General features: G+C 39.6%; 14 protein-coding genes and 1 pseudogene. 4 read left to right on the top strand and 11 right to left on the bottom strand.

Annotated elements, in window-relative coordinates; all coding sequences use genetic code 11:
- Positions 1-412 (top strand): annotated as a pseudogene (locus QZ488_RS12810) (hypothetical protein); the annotation flags it as partial.
- On the opposite strand, the gene QZ488_RS12805 reads toward QZ488_RS12810, so the two are convergent.
- Positions 401-1,219 carry a formyltransferase family protein gene (locus tag QZ488_RS12805; RefSeq protein ID WP_293749274.1) on the bottom strand — a complete coding sequence of 273 codons (819 nt, stop codon included), beginning with the start codon at positions 1,217-1,219 and terminating at the stop codon, positions 401-403. The pseudogene QZ488_RS12810 and the gene QZ488_RS12805 sit on opposite strands and share 12 nt — an antisense overlap.
- Before the next feature lie 425 nt (positions 1,220-1,644).
- Here QZ488_RS12805 and glpT point away from each other — a divergent pair, with 425 nt between their 5' ends.
- From glpT to QZ488_RS12790, 3 genes are all read left to right on the top strand, one after another.
- On the top strand, positions 1,645-2,997 hold the full coding sequence (gene glpT, locus QZ488_RS12800) for a glycerol-3-phosphate transporter (protein WP_293749272.1): 1,353 nt from the start codon (positions 1,645-1,647) through the stop codon (positions 2,995-2,997).
- A gap of 129 nt (positions 2,998-3,126) precedes the next feature.
- Positions 3,127-3,483: an MbcA/ParS/Xre antitoxin family protein gene (locus QZ488_RS12795; protein WP_293749270.1), complete on the top strand. Its 357-nt coding sequence runs from the start codon at positions 3,127-3,129 to the stop codon at positions 3,481-3,483.
- On the top strand, positions 3,480-4,229 hold the full coding sequence (locus QZ488_RS12790) for an RES family NAD+ phosphorylase (protein WP_293749268.1): 750 nt from the start codon (positions 3,480-3,482) through the stop codon (positions 4,227-4,229). Before QZ488_RS12795 ends, QZ488_RS12790 begins: the two co-directional genes overlap by 4 nt.
- A 5-nt stretch (positions 4,230-4,234) precedes the next feature.
- On the opposite strand, the gene QZ488_RS12785 is transcribed toward QZ488_RS12790, so the two are convergent.
- The 10 genes from QZ488_RS12785 to smc all read right to left on the bottom strand — a co-directional run bounded on the left by QZ488_RS12785 (position 4,235) and on the right by smc (position 15,529).
- Positions 4,235-4,780: a GDYXXLXY domain-containing protein gene (locus QZ488_RS12785; RefSeq protein ID WP_293749266.1), complete on the bottom strand. Its 546-nt coding sequence runs from the start codon at positions 4,778-4,780 to the stop codon at positions 4,235-4,237.
- Positions 4,770-5,828, bottom strand: a complete 1,059-nt coding sequence (locus tag QZ488_RS12780; protein WP_293749264.1) for a DUF4401 domain-containing protein — start codon at positions 5,826-5,828, stop codon at positions 4,770-4,772. Before QZ488_RS12780 ends, QZ488_RS12785 begins: the two co-directional genes overlap by 11 nt.
- Positions 5,825-6,778 (bottom strand): DUF2157 domain-containing protein, encoded by a 954-nt coding sequence (locus QZ488_RS12775; RefSeq protein WP_293749261.1) that lies wholly within the window; start codon positions 6,776-6,778, stop codon positions 5,825-5,827. The genes QZ488_RS12780 and QZ488_RS12775 overlap by 4 nt, the downstream gene beginning before the upstream one ends.
- A 76-nt stretch (positions 6,779-6,854) precedes the next feature.
- Positions 6,855-7,133 (bottom strand): hypothetical protein, encoded by a 279-nt coding sequence (locus QZ488_RS12770; RefSeq protein WP_293749259.1) that lies wholly within the window; start codon positions 7,131-7,133, stop codon positions 6,855-6,857.
- Positions 7,127-7,579, bottom strand: a complete 453-nt coding sequence (locus QZ488_RS12765; protein ID WP_293749257.1) for a helix-turn-helix transcriptional regulator — start codon at positions 7,577-7,579, stop codon at positions 7,127-7,129. The genes QZ488_RS12770 and QZ488_RS12765 overlap by 7 nt, the downstream gene beginning before the upstream one ends.
- Positions 7,580-7,951: 372 nt before the next feature.
- Positions 7,952-8,101, bottom strand: coding sequence for a PLDc N-terminal domain-containing protein (locus tag QZ488_RS12760; protein WP_293749255.1), 150 nt, complete (start codon positions 8,099-8,101; stop codon positions 7,952-7,954).
- A 63-nt stretch (positions 8,102-8,164) separates the two neighbouring features.
- Entirely contained in the window at positions 8,165-8,497 is a 333-nt protein-coding gene (locus tag QZ488_RS12755; protein ID WP_293749253.1) for a DUF3392 domain-containing protein, read from the bottom strand.
- Entirely contained in the window at positions 8,498-10,537 is a 2,040-nt protein-coding gene (ligA, locus tag QZ488_RS12750) for an NAD-dependent DNA ligase LigA (RefSeq protein ID WP_293749251.1), read from the bottom strand.
- Positions 10,538-10,621: 84 nt separating this feature from the next.
- Entirely contained in the window at positions 10,622-12,007 is a 1,386-nt protein-coding gene (gene zipA / locus QZ488_RS12745) for a cell division protein ZipA (protein WP_293749249.1), read from the bottom strand.
- A gap of 45 nt (positions 12,008-12,052) precedes the next feature.
- On the bottom strand, positions 12,053-15,529 hold the full coding sequence (smc, locus tag QZ488_RS12740; RefSeq protein WP_293749247.1) for a chromosome segregation protein SMC: 3,477 nt from the start codon (positions 15,527-15,529) through the stop codon (positions 12,053-12,055).
- Positions 15,530-15,536: the final 7 nt, after the last annotated feature.

The following is a 15,536-nucleotide window of genomic DNA, read 5'->3' as shown; positions in this document are numbered from 1 at the left end:
TCATTATTTTAATCTAAAACATATCGGTATATCTCGTCCTTCCATTTTGATCACCGGTGCCATTGGTATGATCATCATTGCAGGCTGGGTATCAATGCCTGTAGCCGTAAAAGAAGACACTGCAACCACAATAGCGGCACCAGTCATCGAATTGAATGTCCAGCAACAGGATGTATTTGAAGTGATGCAAACCCATTGCGCAAATTGTCATTCAGCTAAGCCTACAGATGAAATATTTGTTATTGCTCCTTTAGGGTTAATGTTTGATACATGGCAGCAAATAGAGCAACGGGCAGCAGTGATCCATAGGCGTGCTGTAGTCACTAAAGATATGCCTATGATGAATAAAACAGGCATGACTGAAAAAGACAGGCAAATTATAGCGACTTGGTTTGAGTCATTAAATCCATAGTAGTGACTCTTTTGCGAAACGCAGTTCACCGTCAATAGTGGCAACAATAATATGTTGTTTATTATCTAGGATAACCTGTCCAGCACGGTAATCGTGTTGGTAATGCTTTGCATTAGCCGATGTGACGACGCAGGTTTTTCCACTAATATCTGCATAAGTGCCTAAGCTACCAAAGGCACGTAATGTGGTTAATAGCTCGGCTGTGTGTTGTGTCCAATCCAGCGTTTGTTGTTGCCGTGTGATGCTTGGCCAATAACTGCCCTCACCTTGTGTTTGACTAGACTGGTAGTAGTTATCAAGTTCGGATAACAAGCTGAATAATAAGTCAGGTGTTTGTTGCCAGATTTTATTGCTCAAGCTATCAAAGGTTTCATCTTGTTCTAAGTTAATTGATTTTTGCAGAAGAAGATCACCCGAATCAAATTCATTAGTGAGTTTATGCAGTGTGATCCCAGCGTAAACTGACTGTTTTAGAATTAACTGGGGCAAAGGTGTCATGCCTCGCCCTTCTGGTAATAGTGTTGGATGAACATTGATGGCATATTTCAGGTCAGCTGGAACAGCTATTTTCCAAGGATATTCAGCGCTAAAAAACATCTCTATGCCCTGTTCAACTAATGTTTGCATCGCAGATAAAGTTGGTTTTTCATAACATAATTCAATATTATTATTAGATGCGAATTGAATCACCTTGTCAGAGAATCGACTACTGGTCCCAGTGTAAATAACGGCTAATTCATAGCCCTGTTGTAAAAACACGTCTAGGCATGAAGATAATGGGTCGTAACCAAAATATGCAACTTTCATTTTAACAAAAATTATCCAAATCTAACCCCAGTAAATAAATGTCAAAAATATTGCAATGCTAACAGCCATGCCAATTAGAAAAACTAGAGTACTTTTGTCCTTATTGTTTGAAGAAAGCAAAGAGTTTGGATACTTGCCAAACGTAAACACTTTACAAACAGCCCATCCGATCCAATAAAAAACACCATAAAAAAGAATCTCAATTATCAGAATTCTTACAAGCCAAAACAATAACCCAACAACTTCTTCCATGATATTAACTCATTTTTGTATATGAATTATATCTGGGGCTAATCAACTAAATCACAAGTTAACCGAAATCACTTGTTACATTAAGCCCCTAACCTAAAACTAAACTTAAATAATTGATACATATGCGCTTAATTATCTGTTTTAATTGTTAAAACCCAATTAGGTTAAGCTTTATGTTCGGTATTTTTAAACCCGCTCCACATATTCCATCAAAACCACAAGATCAAGTCGACAATGACTATAAAAAACTCCGTTGGCAGGTATTCATCGGTATTTTTGTAGGTTATGCAGGTTATTACTTAGTGCGTAAGAATTTCTCATTGGCCATGCCTTTCTTAATTGAAGAGCAAGGTTTTAGCAAAGGTGAGCTTGGTGTTGCGCTTTCAGCTGTGTCTATTGCCTATGGCTTAAGTAAATTTTTAATGGGTAGCGTATCCGACCGCAGTAACCCGCGCTTTTTTCTAATGACAGGACTACTGATTTCCGCAGGTGTGATGTTTATATTTGGGTTTACCTCTTGGGCAACACAAAGTATCGGATCTATTTTTATCTTGCTGTTTTTAAACGGTTGGGCACAAGGTATGGGCTGGCCTGCTTGTGGCCGTACAATGGTGCATTGGTTTTCAGGTAATGAACGGGGTAAAACCGTTTCTTTTTGGAATATTGCGCATAACGTCGGTGGTGGTTTAATTGGCCCCTTATCGATATTAGGCATGGCATGGTTCAATGAATGGCACAGCATATTTTATGTACCGGCTTTTGCCGCATCATTAATAGCCGTGTTTATCTTTTTCACTCTGCGAGATACACCACAATCATGCGGATTACCTCCTATCGAAGCACACCGTAGCGATTACCCTAGTAATTATGATGAAAGTCACGAACAAGAATTTAGCGCCAAAGAAATATTCCTCAAATATGTACTTAACAATAAATTACTTTGGTTTATCGCTGCGGCTAACGCGTTTGTTTATCTTATTCGATATGGCGTTTTAGATTGGGCCCCCACTTATCTATACGAAGTAAAAGACTTTTCATTCAACAAAAGCTCATGGGCATACTTCCTATACGAATGGGCTGGAATCCCCGGCACTCTGCTTTGTGGGTATATCAGTGATGCTTGGTTTAAAGGTCGAAGAGCACCAGCTGCCATATTATATATGGTGCTAGTATTGGTTGCCGTTTTAGTCTATTGGTTTAATCCAGCTGGCAACCCCACTATAGATATCATTGCACTTATGGCAATTGGTTTTCTTATTTACGGACCAGTGATGTTAATTGGCTTATTTGCTTTGGAACTAGTACCTAAAAAAGCGGCTGGCACGGCTGCTGGATTAACTGGCTTGTTTGGTTATTTAGGCGGTGCAGTCGTCGCTAATATTGTTCTAGGTTACACAGTTGATCACTTCGGATGGGACGGCGGTTTTATATTATTAGTAGGCGGTTGTATATGCGCAATAATACTCATAGCCATGACGTTAAAACACGAAGTGGCACATGAAAGCAATCAAGAACAAGTAAGCTAACTGATTCATTAAAAGTTGCAGATAAACTTACCACCAACCCCAAATGAAACAAAACGATAGGATTTGTCTCATTTGGGACGATTGTGTTATACTCAGGCTCACCAACTAAAATATTGAGGTAAGTCAGTGATGCAAGCCGCTAAAATAAAAGATGCTCAAACTATCGTCATGAAAGCTTATATAAATGCCTACAAAACGATGGGGATCTCTGACAATCAAGCAGCAAAGTTGATTGGTGTCGGTCGTTCTACGCTTTTACGCAAACCTAGCTTTGAAACAGAGTCTAAACAAAGTGAACTACAAATACTGTTTATCCGACTTTATCGGTCATTATTTGCCTTATTTGGTGGCGATCTAACATCTATGAAACATTGGTTCGAACATAAAAACAAACATGTTCGCGGTGTACCTAAAGAGTTGTGTTTTTCAGTCACTGGGCTAGTCAATGTAAATGCTTATTTGGATTCGTTAAGAGGCAAGGCTTGAATGTAACCAACGTTATTGAAGATGCTGGCGGATTAATCGCTTATGCTAATTCAGTTTGCAGAATGGTCGAAACACAAGAATATGCTGCAACCACTTCTTTGGTAGATGATCTCGAAGAACAGGCAATTTTAGAGCAAATTTTAGATGATTATAAACCTAGCTATGCAGACAATACGCAAGCTTTACATTATTTAATATCCACCCCCTTTCGTTACCCTCCGTTAAAATACGGATCACGTTTTGGTTCAATTACCGAGCCAAGTTACTTTTATGCCAGTGAGTCTATTCAGACTTGTCTAACAGAAGCGGCCTTCTATCGCTTTTATCTAATTGATGGCACTGAAACGCCATTTCCTAAAGTGATTCAGTCAGAACATTCTTTATTTTTTGTAAAGGTATTGAGTAGCAACACGTTAGATCTGACTCAAATTTCAGATGCAGATACTCAACAACAACTAACCGATCCACAATATTATTCGTTGACTCAAAAAGTAGGACAACATGCACGCCAAAATGGCGCTGATCTACTACGTTACTATTCAGCCCGTTGCCAAGAGCAAGGTGTCAATGTAGCCATTGATAACCATACAATCATTCAATCTGAGAAACCCGAAGATAAAGTGGAATATATCTGCCAACTCGACCCACAAACTGGCATATTAAGATTATCTAAACCAAGAACCTTCCCTGTTATGTTTACCAGGGACCAGTTTTTAGTTGATGGTGAATTACCATTTCTAAGTTAATTTGATTAGTCTCCACCTAGCGAATTAAATTGTTCATCAAGCAAGCCCGTGAGTAACACCTCACCTTGTATATTTAACCGAAAAACACCATACTGTGCATTTCTGTACAATGGCTCGTCCCCTTCATCGAAGAAAAATGCATTAGTAGCAAACTTAATTTGCGAATTTCGAAGTCTAAATTGTATTTTTCTCTGGTCATCTGTGATGGGCTGAGAATTATCTAGTCGCACAAATTGAGCAACTTTATTCAGGTCTTTTGCAATCACCACAAAACCATCTTTAGCAATAGGTAATTCGACATCCCACAGCTCGGGGATGAGATTTTCTTGTTGAGGTGGTCTCACACCAGACAGTGCTGTTTGTAATTTGTTACTAATAGCATATCGCAGAGCCATATAATCTCCTTGCATCAGAGAGCGAGGGTCAACGGGTGCTAATTCAAGATAAATCACTTCACCTTCACTAAGATGTATTTGTTTTTGCCAGATAGAAAGATTGACCAAAAGTAAAATAACCAATCCAGTAAACACCATTACAATATTAGTTTTCATGATGTGTACCCTGTTCAGATATTCGCTTGCTTAAAAAAGCCAGTATTAAACTTGCCCCGCCCAAACCACCTAAAATGAATGATTTGTTTAATAATGAAATATCCAGAAAATAGTAATACGAAGACAGATTTATAATTGCAGAGATAATTCCCAACCCCCACAAAATTTTGTTTTGAATGGCAAAACCTATAACGATAATCAAAATTCCAGAAACAATGCCATTAGCGAAAAACGTCCCCACACAAAGTAATAAAACAATACCTAAACCGAGCCACTTTTGTGAGTCATCTAATAGTATTTTTTTATGTTTGATTAGCAGATTCAAAATGAATAGAAGAACCAATACATTTAGCCCTTCGTCTACCCATTGATTCACACTAGGCAGTGACTCTAAGGCCCAAGTTTGCCCATGCTGGGCAAACAAAATGGAAGTCTTAAACTGTAATAGCCCAAATACAGCCCCATATGCTATGGATTGTAATTTGCGGATCTGCTGGCTAAAAGTAAATTCGTATAACCACATTAAGGCAACCACAAACAACACTATACTGCTGAATATGGAGGACAATTGTGCTTCAAACATAAAGAATGAGAAGCACAGAGTAGCAAAGTAAGCCGACATCACCCGGTGAATGTAACTAGGCATCAGCGAAGATAAAAAACAACACATCAGGGTCAATACAGCCCAAGAAAACAGCTCCATCGATTCACTATGGATAAAGATGGCAAACACTATTAGAGCCTGTCCGGCAAAACTCACAGCTAATCCAATGTGTTCTATGAACTCTGATTTTGCAGAGGATAGAATAAAGAAACTACCACCAATCATCAGTACACCAAGAACACTCAATCCAATCGGACTGTCAAACAAACTGGCAATTCCCATTCCCAAAAAGCCGAGGGTAAAAATAGCAGCGAGCCATCCACAAAAACCCATCAGAACTTTTATGTACCAAGGTGAAATCAGCTCTTCTGAATCGTTTAAATGTAAGGGATTAATTAATTCACTCTGTTTAAGAAACTCAATTAATTCAATAGAATTTTTCATGCTTGAGCTTCCTTAATTAACCCTTTTAACCAAACAGTTAAAAAGGTGCCAGCACCAATAGTAAGAAAGGTTAAAAGTAGAAACGAAAACGCATCAAAACTATTCGGCAGAACTCGTATCAGTAAAGCATTGGCGGCCACTAGAATCGAAAGTGACCAAACGGCCAACATAAATACATTCAATAACCACATGCGATAAACATAGAACATAGCAACCGCCCAAATACACCAAATCAATATACCTAGCGGCTTATCAAGAAATAATGCGTCCAGATATACCCATAGACCAAAATAGGCGCTTACCAATGCTAATAAATTGATGGTCCATGGCTTGTTTAACCAAGTATATTTTTTCGCACTTGTTTGCCAAACAACCAAAGCAAACGAATTGAGCAAAAATAGCGCCCAATTGGTATCGAGGTAACTACCAAAAGTCTGAGAAAATAGACTCAAAGACAAATTCAGTAGTGCGACCCAAATCAACCACATCACACTAAAACGACTAATCAGAACCCAAGGTATAGTGACTATTGCCCAGTTAAAGAATAACTGCCACGGATCAGCACCTGTCTGATAGGTTTGGCCAAACAAAGCCATCAAACCACCTACAAACAACATACTCACTACCAGACTGGCTTGTCTAATAATGTCATTTTTCTTAAATTTCACATAGGCGAACATGGCCAATAACATAGCCACTTCTATCAAAGCAAATTTAGACATTAGGCCGATTTCTTGCCAATTAGCAGCAATAAAGAAAATAAGACTAAATGCGAGTGCTATGCTGCCAAACCAAAAGAGCATAGTACCCATAAAGTTTTGCCACTGCTGTTCTGACCTGTAGATTTCAGCTATTGTTATTGCTTCAGGGACATCTTGTTCACTGAGAAGTTTATGTTCAATAAGATCAGCAAGGGTTTGCCGCGTTTCTGTTGCATTTGAATCAATCATGTAAGCCACAACTAAACAAAATAACAAGTAATACAATCTTAACTAGAATATTCATCCCCATTTTCCTCCTGAAAATTTACAATGCCGACTTAAACAAACGCCTTTCAAGTACAAACCCCATAATACCTGCACTAAACAATAAAACGCCAAACACCTGTAACCAAGCATTCACTTCACGTTTTACTTGTTTTTCTCTGATCAATCGATAGTGACGATAACCATCTTGTGTATCAAGTCGAAAGTAAGGCCCGGCGTGTTCAAAAACACTGATTGTTTTTTCATCCACCCTCTTTGCCATTTCCATTTCTTTTAACCCAAGAAGTTCTCGATCCTGCTTTTGCTCTCTGCTTAACAAATCTCGCCAACGAAAAAAACATTGGCAGGCTCTTCATTAAATATGACCCCTTCTGATTCATATTGAAACTGCACCTCTGAGAACAACTGCTTGCTAAACCCCACATAAAACAAAGTAGTGGCCAACACTATTAACAGGCTTGATAGGTATAAAAAACCGCGTTGATTGTTTTGGTTATGTCTTTTCTGACTAGAAAAATAATGGTCTACATCTGGAATTTGTCTTAGACGCTCTAATTCAGTGCCTTGACTAAAACCACTTACAAATTGTTCTAATGACAGGCTAAAAGCAACCAGCATATTGTTGAAAATATCATTTGAAGGGATAGATTTGTCATTTTCTAACTTAGACAAGTAAGACTGTTCGATACCAATTTTTTCTGCCAATTCTGGCTGACTAAGATTGTGTTCTGCTCGCAATGTTCTTATTTTTTTACCCAAGGTCATATACTGCTCCTTTATGTTTTACCTCCCATCACATACTGATGAGATAGGTTTAGTCTGATACTAATTCCAACAAAGAAGTGCTCACTCAGAAAGCCCCAGCCGATTTTGGGCGAGGCGTCACTACGCAGGAATGTCTATACCCATTCAAGTAGCGAGAACGCAGCACAAAACCGGTTGGGACTTTTCCGAAGGACGAGTTTTAAAGAAGCTTACTCTGCGTTGCATGAATTTGAAATAGGCCCGCTATTCCTGCATTCACGCGCCTTGATTAAGCTTCTTTAAATCTCGCTGAGCGGTCACTTCTTTATTGGAGTTAGTATTAATTATTCCTTTTGGACTAAAAAGATGAATATTGGCTACTATCGATGAATATTAGGAGTTTGGTTTAAGAGGAGCCAGCAGTAAATAGAAAATCCAAGCTAACCAAGATACAAAAATGATCAGTAATATCCAAGCAGCCTTTTCACCGCCTCGAGTCCGATTTGATTTTGCTACCAAAATAATTGGCGTGATCCAAATCACAAAAAAACATCAACACGAATAAAAAGCCGAACATGTCACACTCTCCTTAGCTCTGTTGTTTCTCTAAATGTAACGTCGATTCTCAGCCAAATAACCTAAAAGTAGGAAAACCATAAAAACCGCTAAGCCACGATACAAATATGGCACCCATAAAATTAGCTGTTTAACATATGGTGTGGCAAAAACAACCAGCAGCCCATAACCAAAGGCACAAATAAGTACAAATACAGCGGTGCGAATAACAAAGTGATAAGGACTGATCATACGTTTGATGTGTTTATTAAACACATCACCATATACCACTAAAATTGTAGCCAATATGGTTAAGGCAATTTCACTATAATAGGGTTGCATCCATTGAGTAACTTGATTCAGTGCAGATTGTATCCATTCCATCTAGACAGACGTCTCTAGCTCAGAAAATAAATCCAACATGTCTTGCTCACTCATAACCTTCACCCCCAATTCTTCTGCTTTTGCCAACTTAGAACCGGCCTTTTCACCTGCTACTACACAGCTGGTTTTAGCCGACACACTGCCCGCCACTTTAGCGCCTAAACCTTGAAGCGTGGCCTTAGCAGTATTTCTGTCCATTTGTGCTAAGGTGCCAGTTAATACAAAAGTTTGCCCTGCCAGTGGTAACGAAGACAGCTCAACTTTTTCAATTTTAGGCCAATGAATACCTGCTGCTAACAAGTCATCTATGACTTGCACGTTATGTTCTTCTGCAAAAAAGTTGACTAAGTGCTGTGCCACAATTGCGCCCACATCACTTACTTCTTGTAGGCTTTCCAAATCAGCTTGTTTAATTGCATCTAACTCACAGTAGTGAGCCGCCAAATTAGCTGCTGTAGCTTCCCCCACTTCTCGAATGCCCAACGAATACATAAACTTAGCAAGAGTTGTTTGTTTGCTATTTTCTAAGGATTGAATAAGGTTTGCGGCAGATTTTTCGCCCATACGCTCTAAGTTGGAGATTTGGATTAATTCCAATTTAAAAAAATCAGCAGCTGTTTTAACCAATTTTTGATCGACTAGCTGATCTATTATTTTGTCGCCCAATCCATCTATATCAAATGCTTTACGTGACGCAAAGTGTTTCATTGACTCTTTCAGTTGCGCGCCACAATAAAGACCGCCTGTACATCTGGCTACGGCCTCATCTTCTAGCTTTTCGATGGCTGAGTCACATATAGGACAGGTTTCTGGAAAGACGATGTCTCGCGCATCTGCTGGTCGTTTATCAACAATCACCGAGACGACTTGAGGGATAACATCCCCTGCCCGCCTGATAATGACCGTGTCACCTATTTTTAACCCCAGACGTTGGATTTCATCTTGATTATGCAAAGTAGCGTTAGACACAGTCACACCACCTACAAATACCGGCTCTAGTCTTGCCACAGGGGTAATGGCGCCCGTTCTTCCCACCTGAAATTCTACATCCTGCACAACCGTCATTTCTTCTTGTGCGGGGAACTTGTGGGCAATTGCCCAGCGCGGTGCTCTGGCTACAAACCCAAGTTCTTGTTGTAATTCAATGTTATCAGCTTTAAAAACAACGCCATCAATATCGTAATTAAGTGAATCGCGGATCTCACCAATATGTTGATAATAATCCAAACAGGCTTCCGCTCCTTGAGCAACGTCTAATTCTTTACTCAGTGGTAATCCCCACTCACTTAACTGTCTTAAACGCGCTGAATGGGTATCGGCTAATGGATACTGTTCATTTTCCACAAGGCCGAGTGAGTAAGTGAAAAACAGTAATGGACGTTTAGCGGTAATACGTGAGTCCAATTGACGTAAACTGCCTGCAGCAGCATTTCTGGGGTTGGCAAAGGCTTTTTTATCTTGTTCTAGTTGGGTTTTGTTGAGTTTGATAAAACCGTCTCTGGTCATTATCACTTCACCACGTACTTCCAAACGCTCAGGGTAATCCCTGCCTCTTAGTACCAATGGTATATTTTTAATAGTACGTACATTAGCCGTAATATTTTCACCGGTTCTGCCGTCACCGCGAGTAGCACCGCGTACCAACTTACCGTTTTCATATAATAAACTAACCGCAAGACCATCCAACTTAGGTTCACAGCTATAACTAATTTCGCTGTCATCTTTTATTCTGTCTTGCATACGTTTTTCAAACGCCAAAAATGAATCTCTATCAAAAGCATTATCCAAAGACAACATAGGTACTTCGTGTTCAACTTGCTTAAATTCAGGTAAGGGTATGTCCCCTACTTTTTGACTAGGCGAGTCATCTGTTAATAATTCTGGGTACTCTTGTTCGATGCTTTGTAAGGCTTGCATTTGCCTGTCATATTCAGCATCGGGCACACTAGGGTTGTCTAACACATAATATTGATAGTTATATTCTGCGATAGTGGTTTTAATTAATGCGAGTTGTTTAATAATATCTTGCGAGGCTGCCATAAAAGCATTCCAATAAAAAAGAGAGTTGAGCTTTGCCCTGAATAGTTATTCTAGGGCAAAATAGTTATTTGGGAGTTTAGTTGATCAGCCTTTTAGTAAGCGCTGACGTTCAAATTCACGAATTTTTTCGACGTATTGTTGCAAACTTTGTTTGGTTAACAATGTTCGTCTGCCATCGTATATTTGCGCTGAAAATTCTTCAGCAATTTTTCTGGCGGCATTGTGCATCATATTGAATACCTGATGGGGCTCACCTTCTATCGGTAAAATCATAAACAATGAAATACCTCCAGTAGTAAAGTTTTCTAGGTTATCAATATCAAAATTACCCGGTTTAAACATGTTAGCTAGGCTAAACAATACGGGTCCTTTGCCATTAGAATTAACGTGTCGATGAAATATATCTTGGTCACCAAATTTAAAGCCTAAAGTAAGCAGCATAGGTAACAAAGCAGAACCGGGAATTGGGTTATCATCTGCTGACTTAACATTCAGCACTAATACTTCTTGTGTTTGCTCAGCTTCGACAGCTTTAGCTTTTACGGCTTCTTTTGGTTTGGGCTCTGGAACGGGTTCTTCATCAAAATCGATACGCATTTGGTCTTCGGCCATTTTCGGCTCGCGACGTTTTCTAACGGTATCGGCTTTTTTACGTTTAACTAAATTACGAGCCTGTTCAGATAAACTTAATTTTTCTGCCAAGGTTGAATGAGGTTCTTCTTCGGTTACTGTTTGTTCAGTGGCAGCAGCTGGTTGAGTGACCTTGACTGGCTCTTTTGAACTTAAACTAGCAGCAACTGTTTCTTCTGGCTCTGGCGCTGATTTTTTTAGTAAAAATGGGGGTGGCTCTGGGGCTTGATAATTATCATTCGCGCTAAAAGTATTAGATGAAGCACTAGCAAGTGGTTGTGCTACCACTTTTTGTGCTCCTTGGTAATTGTTCGATGATTCTCTTTCCTGCTGTGAAATCGCCACCGTTTCTGCTGCTAGTGACGAATATTTAGCCGCATATTCAGGCTTAGGTTGAGTCACTACAGATGCATAGATTTTACTTGATGAAACTTCAGGTTCTGCTTGGCTATCTGTTGCTGGATTTTGTTCAGCTTGCGTATCTGTATCCACTTTAGCTTCACTGGATACAACTCTTACGGTACCTACACCTAAATCATCAAACTCATTTTCTGTTGTCGACTCGTCAACAAAGTCAGGAATATTATCTTCCATCGCAGTATCGAAGCTGAGGTCGCTATCCACCACAAAATCATTATTCGCTTCGTTTTCTGAATCGTCAAAATTGTCGTCATCGGACTGCCATCCAGAAGGTTGGTACTCCTGATCTTTTTTGTGTTTGCTGGTTTTTGTTTTGTTCTCACTATTTTTTCGGGATAGCCAAATACCATGAACGGCAAGCCCCACAATCACCAAACTACCAATTATTAATAACGACCAACGTAAACCATCTGCTTCCATTTAACTTACTCGTACTTCTTTATAATTCATTAAAAAGGGATGCGCTTAAGCTTGTGCAATCGCCACAGCTTCATCAACATCTACAGCAACCATACGTGACACACCTGGCTCAGCCATTGTCACACCGGTTAAATGTGTAGCCATTTCCATGGCTATTTTATTGTGCGTAATAAAAATAAACTGCACCGTTTTTGACATTTCCGAGACTAATTTACAAAAACGAACCACATTAGCGTCATCTAAAGGAGCATCAACTTCGTCTAACAAACAAAATGGTGCTGGATTGAGCCTAAAGATAGCAAATACCAATGATAAAGCGGTCAGCGCCTTTTCACCACCAGAAAGTAAATGAATCGTGCTGTTTTTCTTACCTGGTGGCCTGGCCATAATAGTCACGCCTGTTTCGAGTAAATCATCGTCAGTAAGTTCAAGATAAGCCATGCCACCACCAAACACTTTTGGAAATAACAATTTCAAGTCTTCGTTAACTTGGTCAAAGGTTTCTTTAAAACGAGTGCGGGTCTCTTTATCTATTTTACGAATAGCTTGTTCTAGTATATCTAGAGCAGACACTAAATCGTCATTTTGATCATCAAGATGTTGTTTACGCTCAGCTTGTATATCGTATTCCTCAACGGCAGCAAGGTTAACAGCTCCTAATCTAGCGACCGAAGCAGTGGTTTTATCGAGTAGATTTTGCCAACTTTTCTCTTCGGCTTCTTCTGGCAGTGTTTCTAACACGGACTTAAGATTTTGCTGCATCTCTTGAAGTTGTTCTAATACACCGTTTGCTCTGACACGATAGCCTTCACATTCAAGTTTAATGCTTTGTAATTCACTGAGCATAAGCTGAATTTTGTCAGTCACTCCTTGCTGACCTTTCTCAGCAATGGAAAGTTTTTCGTCTACTACCGCCAGATTGTCATTTAACGCTTGTAGTTGAATATCTAAGGTAGCCTTTTGTTCTAAAAACTGTTGCAGCGATTCTTGTTGTTCTTCTAGTGGCATGGCTAATTCAGTAAATTCGCTCTTTAGTGAAGCTAACTTCTCTTGCATATTATTTAGTAGTTGCGTTTCACGCTGCTGATTGTCTGATAGGCCTTGATATTGACTTTGTTTACTTTGTAACTGCAAGGCCAACTGATGTAATTTATTTTTAGCCAATTCTAACTGAGTACGATTATCTGCAATTTTTTGCTGATGTTGCTCTCGGTTTAACTCAAAAGATAATTGCTGCTCTTGCAAAACTTCTACCGCTTGTTCCAACTCTTCGGCCTGTACTGACAACTCTTCAAGCTGCTGTTGCTCTTCTTTTGAGGTTTCTTGTTGACGCTCTAACTCTTGTGACAGGCGGGTGTTGCGGCCCATATTTTGTTGTTGCTGTTGTTGCAACAATTGCGCCTGATGTTTTGTCTGCTGTAAGGTGAGTTTAAATTGGTCAGATTGCTGTTTGCCTGTTTCAGCATTTTGTTTTGCTGCTACAAGCTTATCCTCAGCCTCACTTACCGTTACTTCTACAGCCAAACTATTATTTTTAACCTGTTCAAGTTCGGTTTCTAGTTGTTTAATCTGGTTGGCGCGTTTTAACAAACCTGATTGTTGATCAGCACTACCTACTATCATCCAACCCTGCCCTAACCAACAACCATCTTGAGTCACAACACTTTGGTAACTTGGCAACTCGTTTAGCATGGCCAGCCCTTGCTTTAGGTCAGCAGCATACATCACCTGTGTTAACCAAGTAGGTACGTTGTGGTTGTTTAATTTTGTAGCGATACTTTGATTAGGTATTGTGGCGGTGTAGTTCTCTTCAAATATCCATGCTGAGCCAGACAACTCAAGCAACTTATCTTGGCTAATGTTGTTTTCCAACACGATAGCACTTTGCCATTGTTGGGTAATGGTTTCGAAGGCTTCTTCCCAACCATTTTCAATATCTAATGTTTGCCACCAAGATTGACTACTAAGCTGATGACTTTGAATAAACGCTTGTTTTGCCTCATCAAGATCACTGCTCAGTTGCAGCGCATTTAATGCAGCCAGTTGCGCTTCAAGACTTTGCAATTCACCTCTTACTTTAAGCTGACCTTGTTCGGTTTGTTTTAGCGTAAGTTGCGCACTTTGATGGATGGATAATGTTTGTTCTGCATTAACAGCGCTCTGCTTAGACTGTTCTTCAAGTATCAGTACTTCTTCTTGGCAAGCTTCTATTTGTTTAGTTAACTCATCATCTAAGACTTCGTTTAACTCATCTTTAAGTTCACTAATTCGTTGCTGTGTGCGTATTTGCATAGACATTAACGACTGAATTTTGCCATGACAACTTTGTGCTTGTTGCTTACGTTGATTAAATTCTAGTTCTTGATTACGCCATTGATTTTGTAGTTGAGAAAACTGCTCTTCTGCTTCAAGTAAAAAACTTTGAGTTTGTTCAACCTGATCTTCTGACAATTGTTTTTCTGGTTCAGCAAGTGCTAGTTGTTCTGACAACTGCTGAATTTTTTCACTATTTTGCTGATGATGCTGTTCGTTGTCAGTCATCGATTCTTGCAAAGTTAGTGATTCTTGCTCGATTTGTTGGCGTCTTTGTTTTGTATGGATTTGATTCTGTTCGATGCGAGTTATATCAGTGCTCACTCGAAACACTTGCTGCTGAATATCAGTCAGTTGTTGTTTTAAATTTTGCTGGGTTTGTTTAAATTCAGTAATGTCTTTTTCTTCATTACGCTGGGTAGCAACATAAGCTTCAACATCGGCATCTTTTTGGCTGATACTGGTTTCTAAAAGGCCTATTTTTTTACTGTGTTTTAACCATTTAATAGCCGCTAATTCCGCCTTATAACGACGTTCACTTTGTTTAAGTTCTTTATAACGTTTTGCGGCCGTGGCTTGGCGTTGCAACTTTTCTAATTGCTGGCCTAATTCACCGCGCACATCTTCAAGGCGTTCTAAATTTTCTTTGGTATGACGGATCCGTGTTTCGGTCTCTCTACGCCGTTCTTTGTATTTTGAAACGCCGGCAGCTTCTTCAATAAAGACTCTGAGTTCTTGAGGTTTAGACTCAATTAATCGAGAAATCATGCCTTGCTCGATTATTGCGTAACTGCGAGGACCTAAACCGGTACCCAGAAATAAGTCAGTCACATCACGACGACGACACTTAGTATTGTTAAGCAAATAACTTGATTGAGCATCTTTAGTGACAATACGTTTTACAGATAATTCGTTATAACCTGCATATTCGCCTTGAATACGCCCAGAGGAATTATCAAACACCAATTCAACACTACATTGGGAAACCGGCTTTCGCGCGGTAGAACCATTAAAAATAACATCTGTCATGGAATCGCCACGCAGGTTTTTAGCAGAACTTTCACCTAACACCCAGCGCACAGCATCAATCACATTGGATTTGCCACAGCCATTTGGCCCGACAACCGCAGTCATATCATCTGGAAAAGGGATGGTAGTTGGGTCAACAAAGGACTTAAACCCAGCCAACCTGATTTTTTTTAGGCGCATATAGAGA

Origin of the sequence: uncultured Paraglaciecola sp. (assembly GCF_913020055.1) — a bacterium.
In the GTDB taxonomy this organism is placed as follows: Bacteria; Pseudomonadota; Gammaproteobacteria; order Enterobacterales; family Alteromonadaceae; genus Paraglaciecola.
The sequence above is the reverse complement of the archived record's forward strand: the minus strand, read 5'-3'. Positions and strand labels throughout refer to the sequence as shown.

Excerpts from the sequence above, each read along its gene's own strand:
- QZ488_RS12795 (WP_293749270.1), top strand. The coding sequence starts at position 3,127 with ATGCAAGCCGCTAAAATAAAAGATGCTCAAACTATCGTCATGAAAGCT.
- QZ488_RS12780 (WP_293749264.1), bottom strand. The coding sequence starts at position 5,828 with ATGAAAAATTCTATTGAATTAATTGAGTTTCTTAAACAGAGTGAATTA.
- ligA (WP_293749251.1), bottom strand. The coding sequence starts at position 10,537 with ATGGCAGCCTCGCAAGATATTATTAAACAACTCGCATTAATTAAAACC.
- glpT (WP_293749272.1), top strand. The coding sequence starts at position 1,645 with ATGTTCGGTATTTTTAAACCCGCTCCACATATTCCATCAAAACCACAA.
- QZ488_RS12805 (WP_293749274.1), bottom strand. The coding sequence starts at position 1,219 with ATGAAAGTTGCATATTTTGGTTACGACCCATTATCTTCATGCCTAGAC.
- QZ488_RS12785 (WP_293749266.1), bottom strand. The coding sequence starts at position 4,780 with ATGAAAACTAATATTGTAATGGTGTTTACTGGATTGGTTATTTTACTT.
- QZ488_RS12755 (WP_293749253.1), bottom strand. The coding sequence starts at position 8,497 with ATGGAATGGATACAATCTGCACTGAATCAAGTTACTCAATGGATGCAA.
- zipA (WP_293749249.1), bottom strand. The coding sequence starts at position 12,007 with ATGGAAGCAGATGGTTTACGTTGGTCGTTATTAATAATTGGTAGTTTG.
- smc (WP_293749247.1), bottom strand. The coding sequence starts at position 15,529 with ATGCGCCTAAAAAAAATCAGGTTGGCTGGGTTTAAGTCCTTTGTTGAC.
- QZ488_RS12765 (WP_293749257.1), bottom strand. The coding sequence starts at position 7,579 with ATGACCTTGGGTAAAAAAATAAGAACATTGCGAGCAGAACACAATCTT.
- QZ488_RS12775 (WP_293749261.1), bottom strand. The coding sequence starts at position 6,778 with ATGATTGATTCAAATGCAACAGAAACGCGGCAAACCCTTGCTGATCTT.